Source organism: Rhodanobacter sp. LX-99, from assembly GCF_018599185.1.
Classification (GTDB): Bacteria; Pseudomonadota; Gammaproteobacteria; order Xanthomonadales; family Rhodanobacteraceae; genus Rhodanobacter.
In genome coordinates, this window is record NZ_JAHFVL010000002.1 from 446,696 (window position 1) to 466,080 (window position 19,385).

A 19,385-nucleotide genomic window follows, 5' to 3' on the forward strand; every position below is an offset into this window, starting at 1 on the left:
CAGCAGTTCGCTGCATATAACAACCTCTCAGAAAGCGAGGCGCTGCGACGTCTCCTCTGCGGGATGATCCGGCTGATGAATGCGCGTGGAAGCAGGCTCCTTTGGGGTTCTGCTTTCACCTTGGACAGTGACTGATGAAAAGCCCAGTCTGACGACTGGGCTTTTCATCAAGCGTCATGATGGCGTTTGACCGGTAGCAGAGGGGAGTTGGTCGAGCTTCCCGGCTTGCATCCAAGCAGCCACCCATTGAGTCCTTTGCCACTGAGTCGCTCATAGATTCGCACCATGTCGGCTAGTTCGCCGTAGGGTATGCGTTCGCCATCTTCCCAGCCGCTAGTTTCGTCGCTGAAGTTGTATGCCAGACGATTCTTGAAGCAATAGCTGGCGAGCTTGTAAAGCTTGGCTTCGAGGCTCTGCTTGTCTGGGTGATAGGTCATCGACAGGCGTGCCTGATGGGGTAATGACCACCGTTCATGAACCCAGTGATGGAACTCGTCGGCATCGACATCCGCGACATCGACGGCGCAATGACAGTGAACTATCACCTGCGTTCTGGCGGCTTCTTCGGGGTTCTGCCGTCGAGCGATAAGAGCGCGGATCAGTCTTGCCTTCCGAGTGTCCGATGCCATCGAATACAGGGTGCCCGTGTCGATCACCTCGATCTCGAATGCTCCTTGCATCCATAGTTGCGGAAATCGTCGGCGCATCGCCTTGGTTTCCCGTCGTGCTTGTTCAAGTGCGCTTTTAACGGCAGTCAATCCCGCTATCTCTGCCCGGCGTCCTCTCGTCGCGGCTATCGCAGCGCCGAACTCTTGGCTGCGTAGGTCGACTACATCGAAGATTACGGTTAGGTGTCGAAACGTCCTGTGCACGCTATCGTGCTGGTTGTGATGTCGCTCCTCAGCCCGCACCGCTAGCCGCTGATGCAGCGCATGCGCGTAACGATCTCTGCATAGTTTGCAATAGATGGATGAGCAATAAGCTCCTCGCCTGCAGTTCTCAATGCGGTCTGCCAGCACGTTGTCGCCGGATGCTCGCAACGCCTGTTGGACGACCGTCTTTGTGCGCTTGCTTCCATCAACGGGAGCGACCCGCCTCAGATATGCAAACTGGTCAGCTCTGGTGCTCTTGAGTTCGGCGAAATCTTTTGCCATTGGGCTGGTGATTACTGGCTACTATCGCTGACTATGGTTACAGCGTCGACCGATAAACGGAACAGCTGACGCTCGGCTGCTGGAGCACGGCACACTGTGTTGCCGGAAAGCGTTGTCTACCGGGCGATGCGGCTTGGCATTGACAGCAATTCAGGTGCGCTGGCGCTCGGCTGGGACAATAGTATTAGAAAAGAGCAGAGGGGAACCATCCGAGAGCGAAGGTGGCCAGTGAATGCCGAACTCCGGTTCCGTCCTGCTGTGAAAAACTGACGGCTAGTTCGAACTGGTCACGGTAGACTCTAACCGTAACCCAAAATATCGCTTGGGATGCACAAAAAACCCAGCATGCGCTGGGCTTTTCTGGTTAGGTCAAGGTCTGGCACCACCGTCAACCGGATGAAGTCGCGTGTCGGTATCTATGCCTTCAAAATCGTTCTTTAAACAATGATCTACTGCGACTTTTTGCAGCAATCCGGAAGAATCAGTCGGACGCATGGTGACGTAATTGAGGAAAGACATAGCTTGATTAACGGTCAATCCTTCTTGCATCAACTCTACTATCTTCTCTTCGTTAGTGGTTGACGTGTCAAGTCGGATCGAAGCTGCCTTAGATACGTAGCCGCCCACCTTAGTGCATTTTTCCTGTAGGTCATCCTGTTGTGCATGTGAGTTTGCGCTTAGTGAAAGCAAAAAAACTCCAAATACCGCGACGATTTTGTGCATTCGTTTTCCCCTGTTAGGTTGGTGCGCCCTGATGAGGTGTTTCGCGGCTCGCCAGTGCGCGGCTATTTTACTGTGGAGGTTGTGTAATCCGAAATGTTATGGCGGTTCCGACTGTGATCCGTGTAAATCTTGCTGCCTCGCCGGACGTGCGCCGCTGCCATGCATGGGGTAGGACGCTATGAAACCCTGACCATCAAGCTCGCTCCGCCTGAGAACTTAGTATGAAATCAGGGTTTCATACTAAGCTTGCACAAGCTATTGATATTTATTGACAAATAATTGCTTATGGCGCTTTACTTCGGCGCAGCTAAGTATCAAAATCAATGAGACGACCTATTTCATACTGAGTTAATCATGGTTGGTTCTATCCGCCGCCACGCCCGCGACGTCAGCCCAAAAGACGTACAGCGGTTCCTTCGCTGGGTATCCATCGAAGGACGCCATCGAGAGCGAAACCGGGTCATCGCATGCCTAAGCTTCTTCGCCGGGCTGCGTGCGAGCGAGATCGCCCAAGCTAGATGGCGAATGGTGCTGGACGCTGAAGGGGAGGTCGGCGAAACCCTTCGTCTAGAGAACGAGGCGGCTAAGAAGCTGAGCGGAAGGGTAATTCCATTGAAGGCGGAGACGCGTGAAGCACTAGCTGAATATCTGACGACGTTTGACCAGTCGCCAAGTCGAGAGGACTTCATCTTGCGCAGTGAGCGCGGTGGACGGATGCGTGCGCAGTCGATCGTGAACTGGTTTCGGGAGGTTTACGCGAGTCTGGGTATCGCCGGCGCTAGTAGCCACAGCGGTCGCCGGCACTTCGTCACGATGGCAGCTAGGCGAATATCAGAAGCAGGTGGGTCACTGCGTGATATACAAGAATTAGCCGGGCATCGAGCGCTGTCGACGACCCAGCTGTATATCGCGCACAACACCGATGCACAAAAGCGTGTTGTCGATCTGATCTAGGATTGCAACTGGTAGCGGGTCACTTTTTTCTACCGCGCCTTCGTTCCTTCAGCTTCATCCAGATGCCACGGAGTGCAGTGACCTGGCGCTGATTCAGACCCATCCCATCCATTAGAGTAGCTCGATCAACAAGATCAAGTGCTGCCGCAGTTTCCTTGTTCCTAATCAGCCGATCGATGATGCGAACATTCACTGCTTCGATTCCAGCCATCGGCAGTGGTAGCTTCTCGACCTCAGATGGTTCAAATGTCATGACGCCACCGCCATAGCTGCGTCCCGTGACCTCAGATGCGGCGAAGGTCAGCGAATTATTGAACGCTGCCGCGAGTACATCCGCCGCGACACCATCCACTAGCCGACCCCGATGTAAAGTGTCGGTGCAGATCGCCCGCGTCCGGTTAGCGACCAGCCTTGGGCAGTGATCAGCTTGTCGCAGGAAGAATACGTCGGGTGTCCAGACAGATGGAACGACGTACCACTCCTTACGTATCCCGCACTTGTATCCGGTGTTTACACCTTTCTCCTCTCCGTGTTTTATGTACCGCTTCACAGCTGCACCATGGGGCGGTGTCGGAAGGAACATGTGTGCCTTCTTCCCCAATTCCACCCACGCATCGAAATCGTTCTCTTCAAAAACGATCCCGGCTAGCGCCGCAGATCGCCCGACAATAGGAATCGTCGATTCGTCCAGTTTGCGCACAGAACGATCTTCGGCATCAAGCAGGAAGTAGTCGTTGTCTCCCGTTACTACACCGACATCAATGTCGATGAAGTTCCTCAACTGAGGCACATCTGTTCTTTCCCGTAGCTCGCGCAGGAGAAGAATCTCGCTCTTGTCGAGAAAGTACTTGGTCCACTTCTCAGATGCGTGGTCGACAGGCTTGATCGGTCGCTTAGCCAAACGACCGAGATCAATGTCGCTTAGCATGGACGCGTTCTCGACTTCGTGCACACGAATGCCGCGCTGCCGGGTAACCGCTCGATCTGCCAGAATTAGCACGATTTCCTGTTGAATATCAGGAAATACCAGCCGCTCAAAAGCGACTATATTGATTTGCGGGAAGTACTCTGCGAGGTACTGTCGCACTTCAGCTGCATATCCCACTTGGAACAGCTCCGCTGGTATCACGAGCGCCAAACGACCGTGTTCTGTTAGCAGCGCCGCTGAAATTGCCAAGAAGGGCAACCATGCGTTGGATAGTCGACTTGGATTGAGCCCGATGCGACGCATCAGACCAAATGCCTGCTGCCGTTGTTCTTCTGGGAAATCTTGGTAGCGAACGAAGGGTGGGTTGCCAATGATGACGTCGTAGCGTGTCCCATCGGCGAAGGCTTTCTCCGCGTGATCGAAAAAACTGCTGTGAAGGACCTTTGTCTTTACGTTGCCGGTAACGTCCTTCAGGCGGGCGCGAGCTTTCTTTGCCTCTTCGTCGAACAGCTCAACCCCTGTCAATGTCGTCGTCGACCGGAGTGAGCGAAGTCGTTTTGCAGCCTCGATGAGTATGTTGCCGTCGCCGCACGAAGGTTCAAGAACCGTATCTGCCTTGCTCCGAATTGCCCATTCTGCAAGGTAGTGAGCGATAGGTTGCGGGGTGTAGTAGCCACCGCGAAGTTTGTCGTGGCTCGGTTGGTTCTTCAAAATTACTCACTTGTCGTGCGGTGGCAAACCCTTGTACCGCTCTACGTAGCAGCGGTGGATTTTGCTCATGAATTTTTCATATCTCAAGGGGGAGTCAGCAGCCGGGACTTCGGGATCAATTTCCCCCGTTTCCGGGTTCCAGACCACGAATGCAATCGCTTCTGCGAGATGACTTTGATCTATCACGTACTCACGCGTCGCTAGGCGTTCGAGTGTCCTTATGATGTCTAACTGCTGAGAGCTACGAAGGGCAGGCTTGGGAACCGCGATAAGGAAACCAACAATCGCGTAGGGGAACCGCGTGTGAACTGTGGTCGCCTCCGTACCGAGATCGTTAACCATGTTCTGCCAGTTCTTCTGAATACTCTTTTGGTCATTCAGTGTCTTGCTGTCATACGCGATTCGGACGCCGTCAGGTCTGTATGCGACATCGAAATTCTGCGGACGTACACCACCAATTACCCGAGCGGGTCCTACCTCGACGCAATCCGGTTGAGGTGGTAAGAGCGTGGAGGCTGTCTTGTATTCAGCTACTGGGATATTTCCGAGCATAGTCGAGAGGGCTTTCCCGACGGCACGGTCGAATGTAAGCCCGAAGTCCATGCCTTGTTTCTTGTCGAACGCGGACGCGAACTTCTTGTCCTGTCTGACGATATCTGCCCACTCGGCAGGCAACCCTGCTTCTTCAGCAGTCAAAGTGCCGTTGTTAGCTAATCCAGCTGGTGAAGGCGCAATTTCTGCGGCTTCGGTCGGAGCGTTGGTGTCGGCTTCGAGCAATTGGTCAGTGTCCGCATTTGCAGCGGAGTCGAGTTCACCGATGCCTTCGTCCCCATTGCTCTCGTCGCCTTCTGTCCTTGCAGATCGAGGCTTGGTTCCGATGCGCCATATGAAACCCCACTTGCGTATGTCGTCAGTGTCGAATGCAAGTGTAGGTGCGGTACTTGAAAGCGCTGCCATCCCTGTTCTCCGGTTTGTTCTCCGGCAGGAAGGTAGCAACGTCGTTCGCCCGAGTCTACGCATAATGCGTATCGGGTGTTTCAAAGGTTGAGATTCAGGACGAGTCAGCTCGTCGATCGCTGCGCGCGCTCGATGCCAACTATATGAGAGTAGTTGTACCGGCGAGAGGACTCGAACCTCCACGACATCGCTGCCAGTGGATTTTGAGTCCACCGCGTCTACCATTCCGCCACGCCGGCATCCGGGTATCATACCGTGTCTAGTCACCGTTTTGCACTCTTCCTGCCTTGGGACCGAAGCTGTGGCGCAACCGCCCCAAGCTTGTAGACGCTGGAGTAATGTTTCTCGATCATCTCCACGCTAGTTCGTGCCCATCGTGCGATGTCGAACGCCGTTCCCTCGCCCCGCAGAAGACGCCAGCTGATGCCGCTGTGCCGGAGCGAGTACAGCGTTCGCCTACCATCCCGCGTTTGCTTCATACCCAGCTCGACAAGCGCCTTCCCGAACAATTTGCCAAGCATCTCAATCGCGTAATTTCGGTTCTCTGTCTTGGCGAAGAAGATGAAACTGTCCTTCGTTGGGTAGCGTTGCAGCATCCGCTTATAAGCCTCTACGGCGCCTTCCATGGTGAAGGTTTCGTAGTCGTATGCCTTGACCTTCGGATTCGGAGGGCGGATGAGCAACGTTATCCCTGCTGCGTCTTTACTGACCTTGACATGCTGATGAGTTAAATACTTGATCTCGGAAGGGCGTAGCAAACTGTTGGTGAGCAAGAGAACTACGTCATAGACCTCCGCATACTTCGGGTCAGTTGCTGCCTTCTTCTTCAGATGGTCGCGCAGCGTTTTGTATTCTTCAATCGAGAACCCAGTGCGCGGATTGATGCCTGAGGTGCCACCAGCATCGGGGAACTGAGGCAATGATTGGATCACGCCAGTCATGGCAGCCTGCTTGAACACCTTCCGCAGCACAACGAAATAGTGGCGGACGGTTGCTCTGGATATCTTGGGATTTTGCTCGTATAGGTGATCCTGGAAGTCACCGATACGCTGACCGTCGATAGCGTCAATGGGGTCGTTCTTGAAGAACTCCTCAAGTGCCTTGAGCCTTGGATTGTCTGACTTCGCGAAGCGCGGGTTGCGTAGCTTGCGCGTGACCTTCTTTTCTTGCTCGGCTTGGAGCTGCTTGACGTGATGCCCAAACTGCCTCTCGCGTGGGATGGTCAGCGTCTCGCGGGCGACGACGTGTGCCATCCAAATTGCTTTTGCCTGCTCCGTCGCGTCACGGAGGTTTTCGCTCTTGGTGGAGCCTCGCTTGTACCGCCCTTCGCCGAGGAGGCGGAAACGGTACTGCCAGTAGCGTGATCGCCGAATACGGTAAAGCGTCAGCGATTCGCAGTTCGAAACGCGTCGGAGTTCGTAGGGGGTTTGGCTAGTGTCCCGGGGCATCGGGACCAATACTAGCTGAGGGCGGAGGCGGAAAGTAAGTAAGGTGTAAGTAACACCATATTCATTCTAAATGCTTGATTTTGAACTACTTTCGCACGCATTAGCGGGTTTTGAGTCCGCCGCGTCTACCATTTCGCCACACCGGCATGTGCGAGCAGGGGATTATGCCGGGTTCAGTGCACGCGGTCGAGACCCAGCTGGCGCACGTCGCGGCCGTACCAGCGGTCTTCCGGCAGCGGCTGGAACACCGAGCAGCGGGTCATCGGGCCGGAATAGATGTGCAGGCTGACGGTGACGGCGCTGTCGCTGGGGTTGCGGATGCTGTGGTATTCGTGCGGCGGGATCAGGCTGCCGGCCGAGCCGGCGCCGGCCTGGATCGAGCCGACCGGCTGGAAGCAGTAGCGCTGTGCGTCGTGTTCCAGCAATTCGTACTGCACGATCTCCAGCGCGCCGTTCCACACGCCCTCGACGCACCACATGCCGTCGTGGTCGTGGATCGGCGTGCCCTGGCCCGGCCCCCAGGTCATCGCCACCACGCAGTAGCCGTGCTCCTCGCTGCGGTACAGCTCGCGGCGGGCGTAGTGCTCGGCGTTTGCTTCGAACACGCAGTCGGGCAGGGTCACCGCATTCTCGCGGATCAGCTTGCACAGGCTGTTGCGCAGGCTGTCGGTGAGCTCGTGGGTGGTCGGCTTGGCCACGGCGGCGTCGATCGCGTCGATCAGGGTGCGGCTGCCGGGGAAATCCAGGGTAAGCATGATGATCTCGGTGTGATGCGTGATGCGGCTTATCTTAGCAGTGCGGCATTCATGCGGCCGCCAGCCTGTTCAGGAAGCCGCCGATCGCGCGGCTGTAGTTGTCGATGTCGACCAGGAAGGCGTCGTGGCCCTGCGGCGAATCCAGCGCCACGAATTCCACCCGCGCGCCGGCCGCTTGCAGGCCTTCGGCGATCTGTTCCTGCTGCTGCAGCGGGAACAGGATGTCGGTGCTGACGCCGATCACCATGGCCTGTTCGATGCGGATGCGCTTGAGTCCTTCCAGCACGCTGCCGTGGCCGTATTCGGCGATATCGAACCAGTCGCTGGCGCGCGACAGGTAGAGGTAGCTGTTCGGGTCGAAGTGGCGCACGAAGCGCTGGGCGTGGCCTTCCAGGTAGGACTCGACCTGGAACTCGCGGCCGAACGGCTCGTCCTCGCGCTGCTCGGGGTCGAGCCGAATCCGCGCGAAGCGGCCGTTCCATTCCATCGCCGAGCGATAGGTGATCACGCCGAGCTTGCGCGCGATGCTCATGCCGATGTCGGGGTAGCTGGCGTCGTCGTAGCGGCCTTCGTTCCAGTGCGGATCGAGCCGGATCGCCTCGCGCTGCAGCGAGCGGATCGCGATCGCGAACGGCTGCGCCTGCGGCGCGGTGTCCACGCTGATGTGCGCGCGCACGCTGTGCGGGTGCAGCAGCATGTAGGCCAGCGCGCTCATGCCGCCCATCGAGCAGCCGATCAGGCAGGCCAGCTGGCTGATGCCGAGGCTGCCGGCGACACCATGCGCGGCGTTGGCGACGTCTTCCAGCGCCAGTTCGGGAAATGCCAGCCGGTACGGTTCGCCGCTGGCCGGGTCGATCGAGGCGGGGCAGGTCGAGCCCTTGTCGCTGCCCAGCGAGTTCACGCAGATCACGAACCAGCGTGTGGTGTCGATCGCCTTGCCGGGGCCAGCCATGCCTTCCCACCAGCCCGGCGCGGGATCTTCCGCGCACGAGGTCATGTGCGCGCTGGGCGACAGGCCGGTGAGCACCAGCACGGCGTTGTCGCGCGCCGCGTTCAACGTACCCCAGGTTTCGTAGGCGACGTGCGCGCCGTGCAACTCGCCGCCGCGCTTCATCGGGAACGGCGAGGGCAGGGCGAAATAGCGGCGCGCGTCGCCCATGGTCAATGCACCTTGTCGATGCTGATCTTGACCGGCGTCTTGTGGTCCACCGCGACCACGCCGGCATCGCCTTCCAGGTCGCCGGGCTGGGCGACCGGCTGGCCGCTGTGGCTGATCCGTGCGCCGACGAAGACGCGCTCGACCGAGGACAGCCTGAACGCCGGCGTCATCGCCATCGCATCGGTCAGCGTGACGGTGGTGGGCAACTGGGCGGGATCGAGCTTGGCCACCGCCAGCGGCATCGGCGGCCCGTTCTCCGCACGGGCGTAGACGAACAAGGCATCGCCGGGGGCGAGCTTGTCCTTGAGTGCCGGCGCCAGCGTTACCTGCACCTGCAACGTAGCGCCCTGCGGGGCGGCAGCGGCGGCACTGCCCGACGCACCGGCGGGTGCGCCGCCGGCGCGGGCGTTGGCCACGGCGATCTGTTCGGCGACCGCCTTGGCCACGTTCGAACCCGGTTCCAGCTGCGGCTGCAGCAGGCGCCAGGTGGCCGCGGCCTCGCGGTATTCGCCGCGCTGGAAGTTGCTGATGCCGAGCAGCCACAGCCCGCGCTGGCTGTCCGGATGCAGTTGCACGGCGCGCTTGAGCAACTCCAGCGCGCGGCCTTCGATGCGGTGGTCGCTGCGCGTCATCGAGTCGTTCTCGGCCCAGCCGATCATCGCTTCGGCGTTGTTCGGGGCGAGCTTCAGCGCATGGTCGAACGCGTCGCGCGCCTCGCCCGGCTGGCGCAGCATGCTGCTGGTCTGGGCCAGCAGCATCCAGCCCTGCAGGTCGTCCGGTTGCTGTTGCAGATGGGTGCGCAGCTCGGCGAGTGCCTGCTGCATGCTGATCGGTGCGGCGGCCGCGGCGGTCGCCCCGTTCAACGCGGCCGGCGTGCCCACCAGCAGGTACAGTGCGCCGGTGCCCAGCGGCAGCACGAGCGCGATCAGCAGGGTCACGGCGAATACGCCGCGCGGCTGGCCGGACTTGCGGCCTTGGCGCACCAGCGGCAGCAACAACACGGCCAGCGCCACAGCGACCATCGCGGCGGCGGCAATGAAAAAAGCGGTCTTCACCAGTCGTCCCCGTTGTCGGTCGGTGCTTCAGTGGCGATGCTGCCGGCGCGGCTGCGTTTGCGGATCGCCACCAGTACCACGCCGGCACCGCCGAGCAGGATCAGCAGCGGGCCGAACCACAGCAGCCAGGTACCCGGCGTCAGCGGCGGGTCGTACAGCACGAACCTGGAATAGCGCGCGACCAGGTACTGCTTGATCTCCTCGTCGCTCTTGCCTTGCTGCATCATCTGGAAAATCTGGTTGCGCAGGTCGCGCGCGATCGGCGCGTTGGAATCGGCCAGCGTCTCGTTCTGGCACATCGGGCAGCGCAGCTGGTGGGTCAGGTGCTGGAAGCGCAGCTCCTGGGCGTGGTCCTTGAACGGCATCGGCTCGATCGCCTGCGCGTGCGCGACGCCGGCAAACGTGAGCAACGCCACGAACAGCATGCGCAGGAACGGGCGCATCACGGCGCCTCCTTCAGCATCGCCGCGATCGCCGGTTTCAGTTCCTTCGCCACCACGTCGGGCGTCAACGGGCCGATGTGCTTGTAGCGGATCACGCCCTTCGCATCGATCAGGAAACTTTCCGGCGCGCCGTACACGCCGAAGTCGATCGCGGTGTGGCCCGGTTCGTCGGCGATCAGCAGGTCGTACGGGTTGCCGTGTTTCGCCAGCCAGCCCTTGGCGTCGTCCGGCGCATCCTTGTAGTTGTAGCCGACCAACTGCACGCCCAGGGTCGGGCCTTCGGCGGTCAGCACCGGGTGTTCCACGCCGCATTCGATGCACCAGCTGGCGAACACGTTGAGCAGGTAAGGCTTGCCCAGCAAGTCGGCCTTGCTGACCATCCGGGTCGGCTCGTACAGCTTGGGCAGGTTGAACGCGGGCGCCGGCTTGTCCAGCAGCGGCGACGGGATCGCATTCTGGTCGTGCTGGGTGTTCCACCAGATGCCGAAGCCGAACAGTCCCACCAGCAGCATGAAGCCGATGAACGGAAGCAGGCGGCTCATGCGCGCGTTCCCTGCACCTGCACGCCGTCGGCAGCTTCGACGCCGGCTTCGGCCCTGGCGCCGCGCTTGATGCGGAAGCGCTTGTCGGTGGCGCAGACCAGGCCGCCCAGCATCATCAGCAGGCCGCCGGCCCAGATCCAGCGGATGAACGGCTTGTAGTACAGCCGCAGCGCCCAGGCGCCTTCGACATTGTTCGCATCCATCGGTTCGCCGAGCGCCACGTAGAGGTCGCGGGTGACGCCAGCATCCACCGCGGACTCCGTCTGCACCTGGCCGCGCGGATAGGTGCGCTTCTGCGGGTGCATCACGGCGATCTGTTTTTCGCCATGGGTCACCGTGACCACGCCCTGGTCGGCGGTCCAGTTGGGGCCGGTGGCGTGGTGCACGCCGTCGAAGCGGAAGTCATAGTTGCCGATGCGCTGCGTTTCGCCCGGCGCCATGCGCACGTCGCGGGTCACGCTGAGCGACTCGGACAACAGTACGCCGACTACGAACACGCCGACGCCCAGGTGCGCCAGCAGCATGCCGGCCATCTCGGCCGGATAGCGCCGGCCGCGCGGCATTTCGCGCCAGCGCTTGTAGGCATAGAGCAGCACGCCGACCATGATCCACACGGCGGCCGCAACGCCGGCGATCGCCTTCAGGTTTCCGTCGACCAGGAAGGCCGCGATGATGGCGCAGGCCAGTGCAGCGATGACCACGCGCAGCAGCAGGCTCTTGAGCATCGGCGCATCGCCCTTGCCCCAGCGCAGGAACGGGCCGAACGGCAACAGCAGTACCACCGGCGCCATCAACAGCGGGAACAGGAAGCCGAAGTAGGGCGGTCCGACCGAGATCCGGCCCAGGTTCAGCGCGTCGCCGATCAGCGGGAACAGCGTGCCCAGCAGCACCATCGCCGCGGCCACCGCGAACATCAGGTTGCCGATCAGCAGCGCGGTTTCGCGCGACACCACCTGGAACGATTTGCCGCCGAGCACCTTGGGCGCCCTGAGGGCGTACAGCAGCAGCGAGCCGCCGACCACGATGGTCAGGAAGGCCAGGATGAACACGCCGCGACGCGGATCGGAGGCGAACGCATGCACCGAAGTGAGCACGCCCGAGCGCACCAGGAAGGTGCCGAGCAGGGACAGCGAGAACGCGAAGATCGACAGCAGGATCGTCCACGCGCGCAGCGAGCCGCGCTTCTCGGTCACCGCCTGCGCGTGAATCAGCGCCGCGCCGACCAGCCACGGCATGAAGCTGGCGTTCTCCACCGGGTCCCAGAACCACCAGCCGCCCCAGCCCAGTTCGGCATAGGCCCACCAGCTGCCGGCGACGATGCCGCAGGTAAGGAAGGCCCAAGCCACGTTGGTCCACGGCCGCGCCCAGCGCACCCACGCCTGCTCCAGCTCGCCGCCGAGCAGGGCGGCGATCGAGAACGCGAACGCCACCGAGAAGCCGACGTAGCCCATGTACAGCATCGGCGGGTGGAAGGTCATGCCCGGGTCCTGCAGCACCGGGTTCAGATCCGCGCCGTCGCCCGGCATCGGCAGCAGCCGCCCGAACGGGTTGGAGGTGAAGATGATGAAAGCGAGGAAGCCCACCGCGATCAGGCCCATCACGGCGATCACGCGCGAGGCGAACACCTCGGGCAGCTTCTGGCTGAACGCGGCCAGCGCCACCGTCCACACGTTGAGGATCAGGATCCACAGCAGCAGCGAACCCTCGTGCGCGCCCCACACCGCGGCGATGCGGTAGTACCACGGCAGCGCCAGGTTCGAGTTGTCGGCCACGTACTGCACCGAGAAGTCGAAGCGCAGGAACGCCCACGCCAGGATGCCGAAGGCCATGGCGACGAACACCGCCTGGCCGGCGGCGGCCGGGCGTGCCACGGCCATCAGCGCGCGATTGCCGCGCCACGCGCCGACCAGCGGCAGGATGCTCTGCGCCAGCGCCAGCAGCAGGGCGAGGATCAACGCGAGTTGGCCGAGTTCGGGGGTCATGGTCGTGTGCCGGGATTCGGGATACGGGATACGGAATTCGCAAAGCGGCGGAGCGTGGCGTTCATGGGTCAGCGATTCTCCATTCCCGCTTCCCCATTCCCCGCTTCCTTGACCTGCTTGCCCTCATGCGCCTTCGCCATGGCGTCCTTCAGCTCCTTCGGCATGTAGGTCTCGTCATGCTTGGCCAGCACCTCGGTGGCGACGAAGCGGGCGCCGTCCATGTGGCCGGTGGCGATCACCGACTGGTTGTCGCGGAACAGGTCGGGCAGGATGCCGGTGTACTCCACCGGCATCGCGCCGCCGGCGTCGACCACGGTGAAGGTGACCTTGAGCGAGTCGCTCGAACGCTGGATCGAGCCGGCCTTGACCATGCCGCCGAGCCGGAACGTGCTGTAGCTGGCTGCCTCGCCCGACTGCACCTGGCTCGGGGTGAGCAGGTAGTTCATGTTGTTCTGCAGCGCCAGCACGACCAGCACGGCCGCGACGGCAGCTGCGGCGAGGATCGACAGCACGATGGTGAGTCGGCGTTTGCGGGTGGGGTTCATGGGCATGTCGGGAGCCGCCCCCTCAAGGGGATGGTGGAGTGGGGGTGCTGCTGGCGCGACCCTGGCGTACCTGTTGACGCGCCAGCCGTGCACGGAGTTCCCGCAGCACGCGGTGTCGGCGCACGCGCGGTGCGATGGTGTCGGCGATCAGCACGATGAAGAACAGCGCGTAGGCCGGCCAGACATAGGCGGCATAACCGCCCATCGCGAAAAAGTGCTGCAGGGCGCTCATCGGTCGGCCTCGTCTTCGGCGATCCTGCGCACCCAGTCCTTGCCGCCTTCCAGCGACAGCAGGTCGGTACGCACGCGGCGGAACAGGCTGGCGATGTAGTAGAACTTGGTGGCCAGCATCATGGTCAGCAGCGGCCACAGCATGTCCCAGGACATCTTGGACCGGCCGAACACGTTGACCGTGCTGCCCTGGTGCAAGGTGTTCCACCAGTTCACCGAGAAGTGCACGATCGGCACGTTGATGATGCCGATGATCGCCAGGAAGGCCGCGGCGCGTGCGCCCTGGCGGCGATCCTCGAACGCGTGGTACAGCCCGATCACGCCCAGGAACAGGAACAGCAGCACCAGTTCGGAGGTGAGCCGCGCGTCCCAGGTCCACCAGGTGCCCCACATCGGCTTGCCCCACAGCGAGCCGGTGACCAGGGTGATGAAGGTGAACGCCGCGCCGATCGGCGCCGATTCCATCGCCACCACCTCGGCCAGCTTGATCCGCCACACCAGCGCGATGAACGAGGCCACGCCCATCACCGCGTAGATGAACATGCTCATCCATGCGCTGGGCACGTGGATGAAGATGATCCGGTAGGCGTCGCCCTGCTGGTAGTCGGCCGGCGCCAGCACCAGGCCGCCGTACAGCGCGATCGCGCCGAGCAGCAGCGCCAGTCCCAGCGCCCACGGCTGCAGCGTGCCGGCGAAGCGGTAGAACGTCGGCGGCGAGCCGAGCTTGTGCAACCAGAGCGGGATCCAGTTAGCCATGATCAGTCATGCGTCCAGGGCAATACGAAGGGCCGCCGCGCAGGCCAGTGGCGCCAATACCACCGCCAGTACCAGCGCGGCCGCGAGCCAGGCGATCGGCGCGAGCCACGGCAAACCCTGTTGGGCGGCCGCGACGGCGCCGGCGGCGAAGATCACGGCTGGCACGCAAAGCGGCAGCAACATCAAGGCGAGCAGCATACCAGAGCGCCGGGTGCCGGCCGTCAGCGCCACCAGCACTGCGCCGAGCAGGCTGAGCAGCGGCGTGGCCAGCAGCAGCGCCAGCAGCAGCACCGGAATCAGCGCGCCGGGCAGGTGCAGCATGGCGGCCATCAACGGGGCGATCACGATCAACGGCAGCGCGGTGGTGATCCAGTGGGCAAGGATCTTCATGCCCAGCATCAGCGCCAGCGGCTGCGGCGCCAGCACCAACTGCTCCAGCGAACCGTCCTCGATGTCGCTGGAGAACATCGCATCCAGCGCCAGCAGCATCGCCAGCAACACGGTGACCAGCACCACGCCGCCGGCGATCCGCTGCAGCAAGGTGTCTTCCGGCCCCAGCGCGAACGGGAACAGCATGGTCACGATCAGCGCGTACAGCACCGGCATCGCGATGTCGCCGCGCCGGCGCCAGGCGAGGGTGAGGTCGCGCCGCAGCATCGCGGCACAGGCGGTGGCCAGGCCTGGACGGCTCATGGCTTTGCTCCCGCCGGCAGGGAGGGGAGCCCGTGCATGAGGTGCCGTGCCTCAATCATGCATGCGGATCCGTCGCGGCTCGCCGCCATGGAAACTCACCGTGCCGTGGCTGGTGACCATCGCCGCGCCACCGGCATCGGTGTGGCTTTCCAGCAAGTCGTTCACCAGCGCGATACCGATGCGGTCGAGGTTCGCGTACGGCTCGTCGAGCAGCCACAAGGTGGCCGGCAACAGCAGCAGGCGGGCCAGTGCGGCGCGCTTTTTCTGGCCGGCGGACAGCCGGCGCACCGGCTCGTCCTCGTAGCCGCGCAGGCCGATCCGGGCCAGCACCGTGGCCACGCTGGCTCCCTCGCGGGCACCGTGCAGGCCGGCGGCGATGCGCAGGTTCTCGCGTGGGCTGAGGTCGGCCTTGAGGCCGAGCTGATGGCCCAGGAACAGGATTTCGCCGGCGCAGCGGTCGCGCTGCAGCGGTTCGCCGCGCCAGCACAGTTCGCCGGCGCCGATGTGCAGCAACCCGGCCAGCATGCGCAGCAAGGTGGTCTTGCCGCTGCCGTTGTCGCCTTCGACCAGGGCCAGCTCGCCCGCGCGCAGCTGGAAATCCAGCGGCGCGAACACCGGTTCGTCCTGGCGATGGAAACTCAAGGCGCGTGCTTCGAGCAGGGGCGCAGCGGTGCTGGCGGCAGTCATTCCCGTGATTGTCCGCAATGCCGGTGGCGCTTGTCCATGCGGCGCGCTGCCGCTGAGCGGCTCAGTCCAGCACCCGCAGAAGAGCGGCGCTGCCGGCTTCACCGTGCACGTAGGCCAGCTGCCCGTGGGTCCTGGCCAGTTTGTCCAGCGCATGGACGCTTGTCCCCACGACGAACAGGCTGGGCTCGCTCCAGCCGGAAGTGCCCACCCCGAGGGCCGGATGGACGGCGACACCGGGCTGGTTCTGCAGCGCGGCCAGCAGTTCGCGCTGTGCGGCCAGGTTCTCTGCCGGCGGGCGTCGGCGCGCCTGCGGATTCCATGCCGTGATGAAAGCCCATGGGCGCGAACCGACCGCGTCGGCGAGCTGGGCCGGCAGGGGCAGATCCACGCGTATCGTCGCCCAGGTCACGGTGTCCAGGCAGACATGGTAGGCGGTGGCGCGAAATGCCTCGAGCAGGGCTTCATCCATGGCGCAGCCTCGGCAGCGGCTCCAGCGTCGACTGGAACAGCCGCGCGGCGGCCTCGATGTCGATATCCGCCACGTTCGGCGTGTCGCGCAGCAGCTGTTCCAGCAATTGGTCCTGCACACGACCGCGTTCGAGCGCGTAGGCGTAGGGCACGTGGGTGAACGTCACCAGCCGATAGCGCGCCATGTAATGGCCGGGGATGCGTTCAGCCAGCAAGGCACCCAGTTCGCGTTTGGCCAGGTAGTGCGGGTCGGCGACCGAGTCGCGCATCTCCACGTAGTTCTCCAGCGCCATCGCGGCGATCGCGTCGGCGTTCGGCTGGCGCACGCGCTGGAATTCGGCGAACACTTCGGCGCTGTCGTCCGGTGCCTCGGCCAGCAGGTTCGCCAGCACCACGGTGTCCTCGAAGCCGCAGTTCATGCCCTGGCCGTGGAACGGCACGATCGCGTGCGCCGCGTCGCCGAGCAGCAGCGCGCGGCCGTCCAGGTGCCAGCGGTCGAGGTACAGCGTGGACAGCGTGCCGACAGGATGGCTGTCGAAATCCTCGTCGAAGCGCGGGATCAGCGGTAGCAGGCCCGCGAATTGTTCGCGGAAGAATGCGGCCGCGGCCGTGGCGTCGGGCAGGCTGGCGAAGCTCGGCGCGGCGCCCTGTGCCGGCAGGAACAGGGTCACCGTGAAGCTGCCTTCGGTATTCGGCAGCGCGATGCACATGTAGCCGCCGCGCGGCCAGATGTGCAGCGCGTGCGGCTCCAGCGCGAACTGGTCGTGGCCGCCGCTGAGCTGCAGCACCGCGGCCGGCAGCTGGCTGGCCGGCGGGATCTCCAGTTCCTTGTAGCCGTGGCCGAGCGATTCGATCCGCTCGCCCAGCGGCGCATGCGCGTTCATTGCCGCGCGCACCGCGGAGCCGGCGCCATCGGCGCCGACCAGCATGCCGACGCCCCGTTCGCGTTCTACGCCCGCCTCGTCGGCGAGCCGGATGCGTTGTCGCCCGAAGTCGGCGCCGACCAGCGACTGGCCGAAATGAAAGCGCACGCCGACCGCCTCGGCCGCGTCCAGCAGCAGCATGTTCAGCGCGCCGCGCGAGACCGACCAGATCACTTCGCTGTCGTCCACGCCGTAGCGCTGCAGGCCGCTGTTGCCGTCGCGGTCGTGCACCATGCGTCCGCGCATCATCACCGCGCGCTGCAGCACGTCGTCGGCCAGGCCGGCCGTGCGCAGCGCCTGCAGCCCGCGCTCGGCCAGCGCCAGGTTGATCGAGCGGCCACCGATGAAGCCCGCGCGGCGCGGGTCGGGCCGTTTCTCGAACACCTCGACCGCAAAGCCGCGCCGCGCCAGCTGCTGCGCCAGCAATGCGCCGACCAGGCCGCCGCCGATGAGGGTGATGGGTTGCTGCGCCATGCCACGATCCACGAGGAGAATCCGCCCACTGTTCCGCAAGCGGCGCGCGACTGCAATCCCGGGCGGATCTTTTCGTGCCGCGGAAGGGATGCGTGCGGCGCCGGCGAGTTGGGTGAGGGCGAGCGGGATTTTCCGAAGGCAACGAAAAGGGCCAGCCCAGGCGGGCCGGCCCTTCCTTAGTCGCGTACTTGCCGGACGCTTACTGGCAGGTCACGCCGACGGCGTTGAATGCCGCCGCCACGTCACTGCGCGAGTAGCCGTAGTCGTCCGCAGCGGATTCCACGCCGCAGGCACCGGAGTTGAACGTGGAGGTCGCCGTCCAGTACATCGCGTTGGCGTGCGCGAAGACCTCGAAGGCCTTTTTCGTGTTCCAGTTCGACGACTTCGCCAGCGTGCAGAACGCCTTGTTGTAGACGCCGCTGGAATAATGCACGTCCAGCGAACTGGTGTAGTCCGCCGCGTTGTCGATCGAACCACCGTCCAGCGTCGGCGTGCACATCCAGCGCAGCGCGGTGCCGTTCTTGATGATCTCGGCACCGACCAGCCAGTCGTTGCTGCCGCGGTCGAAGTACTCGGCCGCTTCACCGGCCATGTCCGAGAACGCCTCGTTCATGCCGCCGGACTGGCCGGAATACTGCAGGTTGGAGTTCTGCTCGGTGAAGCCGTGGCTGATCTCGTGGCTGGTGACGTCCAGCGAGGTCAGCGGGTAGAAGTAACTGGCGCCGTCGCCGAAGTTCATCGACGAGCCGTTCCAGAACGCGTTCTCGTAGTTGCGGCCGTAGTGCACGTTCATCACCAGCGAGAAGCTCAGCGGCGGTGCGCCGAGCCAGCTGTTGTACATGTCGTGCACGACGCTGCCGAAGTGGTGCGCATCGTTGATCGGCGAATAGGCGCCGTTCGCGGCATCGCCGCTGCTGGTCGGGCAGATGAAGCTCCACAGCGTGCCCCGGCGCGTGCTGCCGGCCATGTTGTTGGTCTTCACGTCCGGATTCTGCATGGTGCAGGTGGAGCCAGACTGGGTGACGGCGAGCGCCGCGTAGTCGGTACCGTAGAAGTACTGGCCGGTCTTCAGGTTACCGCCGGCGCCGGTGGCGAGAGCGGGGGTGCCGGTGGTGCCGCCGCCACCGCCAGGCTTGCCCTTGGTGGTGAGGCCTTCCCACGCCTGGATCACCTCACCGGTGTTCGCGTCGATGATCGCCATCGGGCGCGTCGGCGCGCCGTTGCGGTCGACGAAGAACGACGTGACGTAGGCAAGGCGTGCGCGATTGCCTTCGGCGTAGACGTACAGGTCGCTCTTCGCATTCTGGATGTCGCTGTCCCTTACGCCATCGACACCGATGCCGAATGGCAGCAAACCGGCGTGGGCACGCAGGAGGGCGGTCGCACGGGCACCGCTGATGGCGGGAGTGACCGAGGCGATGTCGTGGCCGATGCCGCGGGAAATTTCGCCGCTGACGCCGAGCACGTTGCCGCTGCCGTCGTGTTCCACCACGACATGGCGGCCGTACACGGGCACGCCGCGGAAGCTCTGTTGTTCACGGGTTTTGAGGGTCCCGTGGGCGGTACGTGCCTGCAGGCGCGGCGACAGCGAGGCATCGGCCTCCAGACCGATGCGGCTGGCGAGAGCCGCGGGTGCGATCTTGCCCATGGATCGAGCCTGGACGCGCGCATGCGTGGCGGCCCCGGCGTCGGACATGGCGGCCAGGCCGATAGCGCCCAACAGCGCACCCACAAGTGGTTTGTGCATCATCAGTGTTTCCCCTCCCTAAATGACTGGATAGACGCCCCAGCGGGTTT

General features: G+C 63.1%; 20 protein-coding genes and 1 tRNA gene. 1 reads left to right on the top strand and 20 read right to left on the bottom strand.

The annotated features are described in order from the left end of the window. Positions 1 to 167: 167 nt before the first annotated feature. Positions 168 to 1,154, bottom strand: a complete 987-nt coding sequence (locus tag KK131_RS12765; RefSeq protein ID WP_214557099.1) for a hypothetical protein — start codon at positions 1,152 to 1,154, stop codon at positions 168 to 170. Positions 1,155 to 1,523: 369 nt separating this feature from the next. Next, positions 1,524 to 1,877 carry a hypothetical protein gene (locus tag KK131_RS12770; RefSeq protein ID WP_214557100.1) on the bottom strand — a complete coding sequence of 118 codons (354 nt, stop codon included), beginning with the start codon at positions 1,875 to 1,877 and terminating at the stop codon, positions 1,524 to 1,526. 354 nt (positions 1,878 to 2,231) lie between these two features. Here KK131_RS12770 and KK131_RS12775 point away from each other — a divergent pair, with 354 nt between their 5' ends. After that, entirely contained in the window at positions 2,232 to 2,831 is a 600-nt protein-coding gene (locus KK131_RS12775; RefSeq protein ID WP_214557101.1) for a site-specific integrase, read from the top strand. Between the two features lie 19 nt (positions 2,832 to 2,850). Here the strand turns inward: KK131_RS12775 and KK131_RS12780 are convergent, their stop codons facing one another. From KK131_RS12780 to KK131_RS12865, 18 genes are all read right to left on the bottom strand, one after another. After that, positions 2,851 to 4,470 (bottom strand): N-6 DNA methylase, encoded by a 1,620-nt coding sequence (locus KK131_RS12780; RefSeq protein ID WP_214557102.1) that lies wholly within the window; start codon positions 4,468 to 4,470, stop codon positions 2,851 to 2,853. Positions 4,471 to 4,476: 6 nt separating this feature from the next. Continuing rightward, on the bottom strand, positions 4,477 to 5,427 hold the full coding sequence (locus tag KK131_RS12785) for a hypothetical protein (RefSeq protein WP_214557103.1): 951 nt from the start codon (positions 5,425 to 5,427) through the stop codon (positions 4,477 to 4,479). A 156-nt stretch (positions 5,428 to 5,583) separates the two neighbouring features. Further along, positions 5,584 to 5,666 (bottom strand) — tRNA-Leu (locus tag KK131_RS12790). A 24-nt stretch (positions 5,667 to 5,690) separates the two neighbouring features. Next, entirely contained in the window at positions 5,691 to 6,680 is a 990-nt protein-coding gene (locus KK131_RS12795; protein ID WP_214557104.1) for a phage integrase SAM-like domain-containing protein, read from the bottom strand. A 368-nt stretch (positions 6,681 to 7,048) separates the two neighbouring features. Then, positions 7,049 to 7,630 carry a cysteine dioxygenase family protein gene (locus KK131_RS12800; RefSeq protein ID WP_214557105.1) on the bottom strand — a complete coding sequence of 194 codons (582 nt, stop codon included), beginning with the start codon at positions 7,628 to 7,630 and terminating at the stop codon, positions 7,049 to 7,051. 49 nt (positions 7,631 to 7,679) lie between these two features. After that, positions 7,680 to 8,789: a homoserine O-acetyltransferase gene (locus KK131_RS12805; protein WP_214557106.1), complete on the bottom strand. Its 1,110-nt coding sequence runs from the start codon at positions 8,787 to 8,789 to the stop codon at positions 7,680 to 7,682. A gap of 2 nt (positions 8,790 to 8,791) precedes the next feature. After that, positions 8,792 to 9,844: a hypothetical protein gene (locus tag KK131_RS12810; RefSeq protein WP_214557107.1), complete on the bottom strand. Its 1,053-nt coding sequence runs from the start codon at positions 9,842 to 9,844 to the stop codon at positions 8,792 to 8,794. After that, entirely contained in the window at positions 9,841 to 10,287 is a 447-nt protein-coding gene (locus KK131_RS12815) for a cytochrome c-type biogenesis protein (protein ID WP_250887249.1), read from the bottom strand. Before KK131_RS12815 ends, KK131_RS12810 begins: the two co-directional genes overlap by 4 nt. Further along, positions 10,287 to 10,829: a DsbE family thiol:disulfide interchange protein gene (locus KK131_RS12820; RefSeq protein WP_214557108.1), complete on the bottom strand. Its 543-nt coding sequence runs from the start codon at positions 10,827 to 10,829 to the stop codon at positions 10,287 to 10,289. The genes KK131_RS12815 and KK131_RS12820 overlap by 1 nt, the downstream gene beginning before the upstream one ends. After that, positions 10,826 to 12,811, bottom strand: coding sequence for a heme lyase CcmF/NrfE family subunit (locus tag KK131_RS12825; RefSeq protein ID WP_214557109.1), 1,986 nt, complete (start codon positions 12,809 to 12,811; stop codon positions 10,826 to 10,828). The genes KK131_RS12820 and KK131_RS12825 overlap by 4 nt, the downstream gene beginning before the upstream one ends. Positions 12,812 to 12,879: 68 nt before the next feature. Next, the gene (gene ccmE / locus KK131_RS12830) at positions 12,880 to 13,356 is read right to left on the bottom strand and encodes a cytochrome c maturation protein CcmE (RefSeq protein ID WP_214557110.1); all 477 of its coding nucleotides are present in this window, start codon (positions 13,354 to 13,356) and stop codon (positions 12,880 to 12,882) included. Between the two features lie 22 nt (positions 13,357 to 13,378). Then, on the bottom strand, positions 13,379 to 13,588 hold the full coding sequence (ccmD, locus tag KK131_RS12835; protein ID WP_214557111.1) for a heme exporter protein CcmD: 210 nt from the start codon (positions 13,586 to 13,588) through the stop codon (positions 13,379 to 13,381). Then, the gene (locus KK131_RS12840) at positions 13,585 to 14,343 is read right to left on the bottom strand and encodes a heme ABC transporter permease (protein WP_214557112.1); all 759 of its coding nucleotides are present in this window, start codon (positions 14,341 to 14,343) and stop codon (positions 13,585 to 13,587) included. The genes ccmD and KK131_RS12840 overlap by 4 nt, the downstream gene beginning before the upstream one ends. Positions 14,344 to 14,349: 6 nt before the next feature. After that, complete coding sequence (ccmB, locus tag KK131_RS12845) at positions 14,350 to 15,036, bottom strand: heme exporter protein CcmB (protein ID WP_214557113.1); 687 nt, start codon at positions 15,034 to 15,036, stop codon at positions 14,350 to 14,352. Between the two features lie 51 nt (positions 15,037 to 15,087). Further along, positions 15,088 to 15,723: a cytochrome c biogenesis heme-transporting ATPase CcmA gene (gene ccmA / locus KK131_RS12850; protein WP_214557114.1), complete on the bottom strand. Its 636-nt coding sequence runs from the start codon at positions 15,721 to 15,723 to the stop codon at positions 15,088 to 15,090. 61 nt (positions 15,724 to 15,784) lie between these two features. Further along, positions 15,785 to 16,192, bottom strand: a complete 408-nt coding sequence (locus KK131_RS12855) for a DUF3293 domain-containing protein (protein WP_214557115.1) — start codon at positions 16,190 to 16,192, stop codon at positions 15,785 to 15,787. After that, complete coding sequence (locus KK131_RS12860; protein ID WP_214557116.1) at positions 16,185 to 17,588, bottom strand: NAD(P)/FAD-dependent oxidoreductase; 1,404 nt, start codon at positions 17,586 to 17,588, stop codon at positions 16,185 to 16,187. Before KK131_RS12860 ends, KK131_RS12855 begins: the two co-directional genes overlap by 8 nt. A 199-nt stretch (positions 17,589 to 17,787) precedes the next feature. Beyond that, the gene (locus tag KK131_RS12865; RefSeq protein WP_214557117.1) at positions 17,788 to 19,338 is read right to left on the bottom strand and encodes a M4 family metallopeptidase; all 1,551 of its coding nucleotides are present in this window, start codon (positions 19,336 to 19,338) and stop codon (positions 17,788 to 17,790) included. Positions 19,339 to 19,385 lie beyond the last annotated feature (47 nt).

What these genes read in the sequence shown, in the direction of transcription:
- KK131_RS12765 (WP_214557099.1), bottom strand. Translation starts at nt 1,154, where the DNA reads ATGGCAAAAGATTTCGCCGAACTCAAGAGCACCAGAGCTGACCAGTTT.
- KK131_RS12770 (WP_214557100.1), bottom strand. Translation starts at nt 1,877, where the DNA reads ATGCACAAAATCGTCGCGGTATTTGGAGTTTTTTTGCTTTCACTAAGC.
- KK131_RS12775 (WP_214557101.1), top strand. Translation starts at nt 2,232, where the DNA reads ATGGTTGGTTCTATCCGCCGCCACGCCCGCGACGTCAGCCCAAAAGAC.
- KK131_RS12785 (WP_214557103.1), bottom strand. Translation starts at nt 5,427, where the DNA reads ATGGCAGCGCTTTCAAGTACCGCACCTACACTTGCATTCGACACTGAC.
- KK131_RS12795 (WP_214557104.1), bottom strand. Translation starts at nt 6,680, where the DNA reads ATGGCACACGTCGTCGCCCGCGAGACGCTGACCATCCCACGCGAGAGG.
- KK131_RS12800 (WP_214557105.1), bottom strand. Translation starts at nt 7,630, where the DNA reads ATGCTTACCCTGGATTTCCCCGGCAGCCGCACCCTGATCGACGCGATC.
- KK131_RS12805 (WP_214557106.1), bottom strand. Translation starts at nt 8,789, where the DNA reads ATGGGCGACGCGCGCCGCTATTTCGCCCTGCCCTCGCCGTTCCCGATG.
- KK131_RS12815 (WP_250887249.1), bottom strand. Translation starts at nt 10,287, where the DNA reads ATGCGCCCGTTCCTGCGCATGCTGTTCGTGGCGTTGCTCACGTTTGCC.
- KK131_RS12820 (WP_214557108.1), bottom strand. Translation starts at nt 10,829, where the DNA reads ATGAGCCGCCTGCTTCCGTTCATCGGCTTCATGCTGCTGGTGGGACTG.
- KK131_RS12825 (WP_214557109.1), bottom strand. Translation starts at nt 12,811, where the DNA reads ATGACCCCCGAACTCGGCCAACTCGCGTTGATCCTCGCCCTGCTGCTG.
- ccmE (WP_214557110.1), bottom strand. Translation starts at nt 13,356, where the DNA reads ATGAACCCCACCCGCAAACGCCGACTCACCATCGTGCTGTCGATCCTC.
- ccmD (WP_214557111.1), bottom strand. Translation starts at nt 13,588, where the DNA reads ATGAGCGCCCTGCAGCACTTTTTCGCGATGGGCGGTTATGCCGCCTAT.
- KK131_RS12840 (WP_214557112.1), bottom strand. Translation starts at nt 14,343, where the DNA reads ATGGCTAACTGGATCCCGCTCTGGTTGCACAAGCTCGGCTCGCCGCCG.
- ccmB (WP_214557113.1), bottom strand. Translation starts at nt 15,036, where the DNA reads ATGAGCCGTCCAGGCCTGGCCACCGCCTGTGCCGCGATGCTGCGGCGC.
- ccmA (WP_214557114.1), bottom strand. Translation starts at nt 15,723, where the DNA reads ATGACTGCCGCCAGCACCGCTGCGCCCCTGCTCGAAGCACGCGCCTTG.
- KK131_RS12855 (WP_214557115.1), bottom strand. Translation starts at nt 16,192, where the DNA reads ATGGATGAAGCCCTGCTCGAGGCATTTCGCGCCACCGCCTACCATGTC.
- KK131_RS12860 (WP_214557116.1), bottom strand. Translation starts at nt 17,588, where the DNA reads ATGGCGCAGCAACCCATCACCCTCATCGGCGGCGGCCTGGTCGGCGCA.
- KK131_RS12865 (WP_214557117.1), bottom strand. Translation starts at nt 19,338, where the DNA reads ATGATGCACAAACCACTTGTGGGTGCGCTGTTGGGCGCTATCGGCCTG.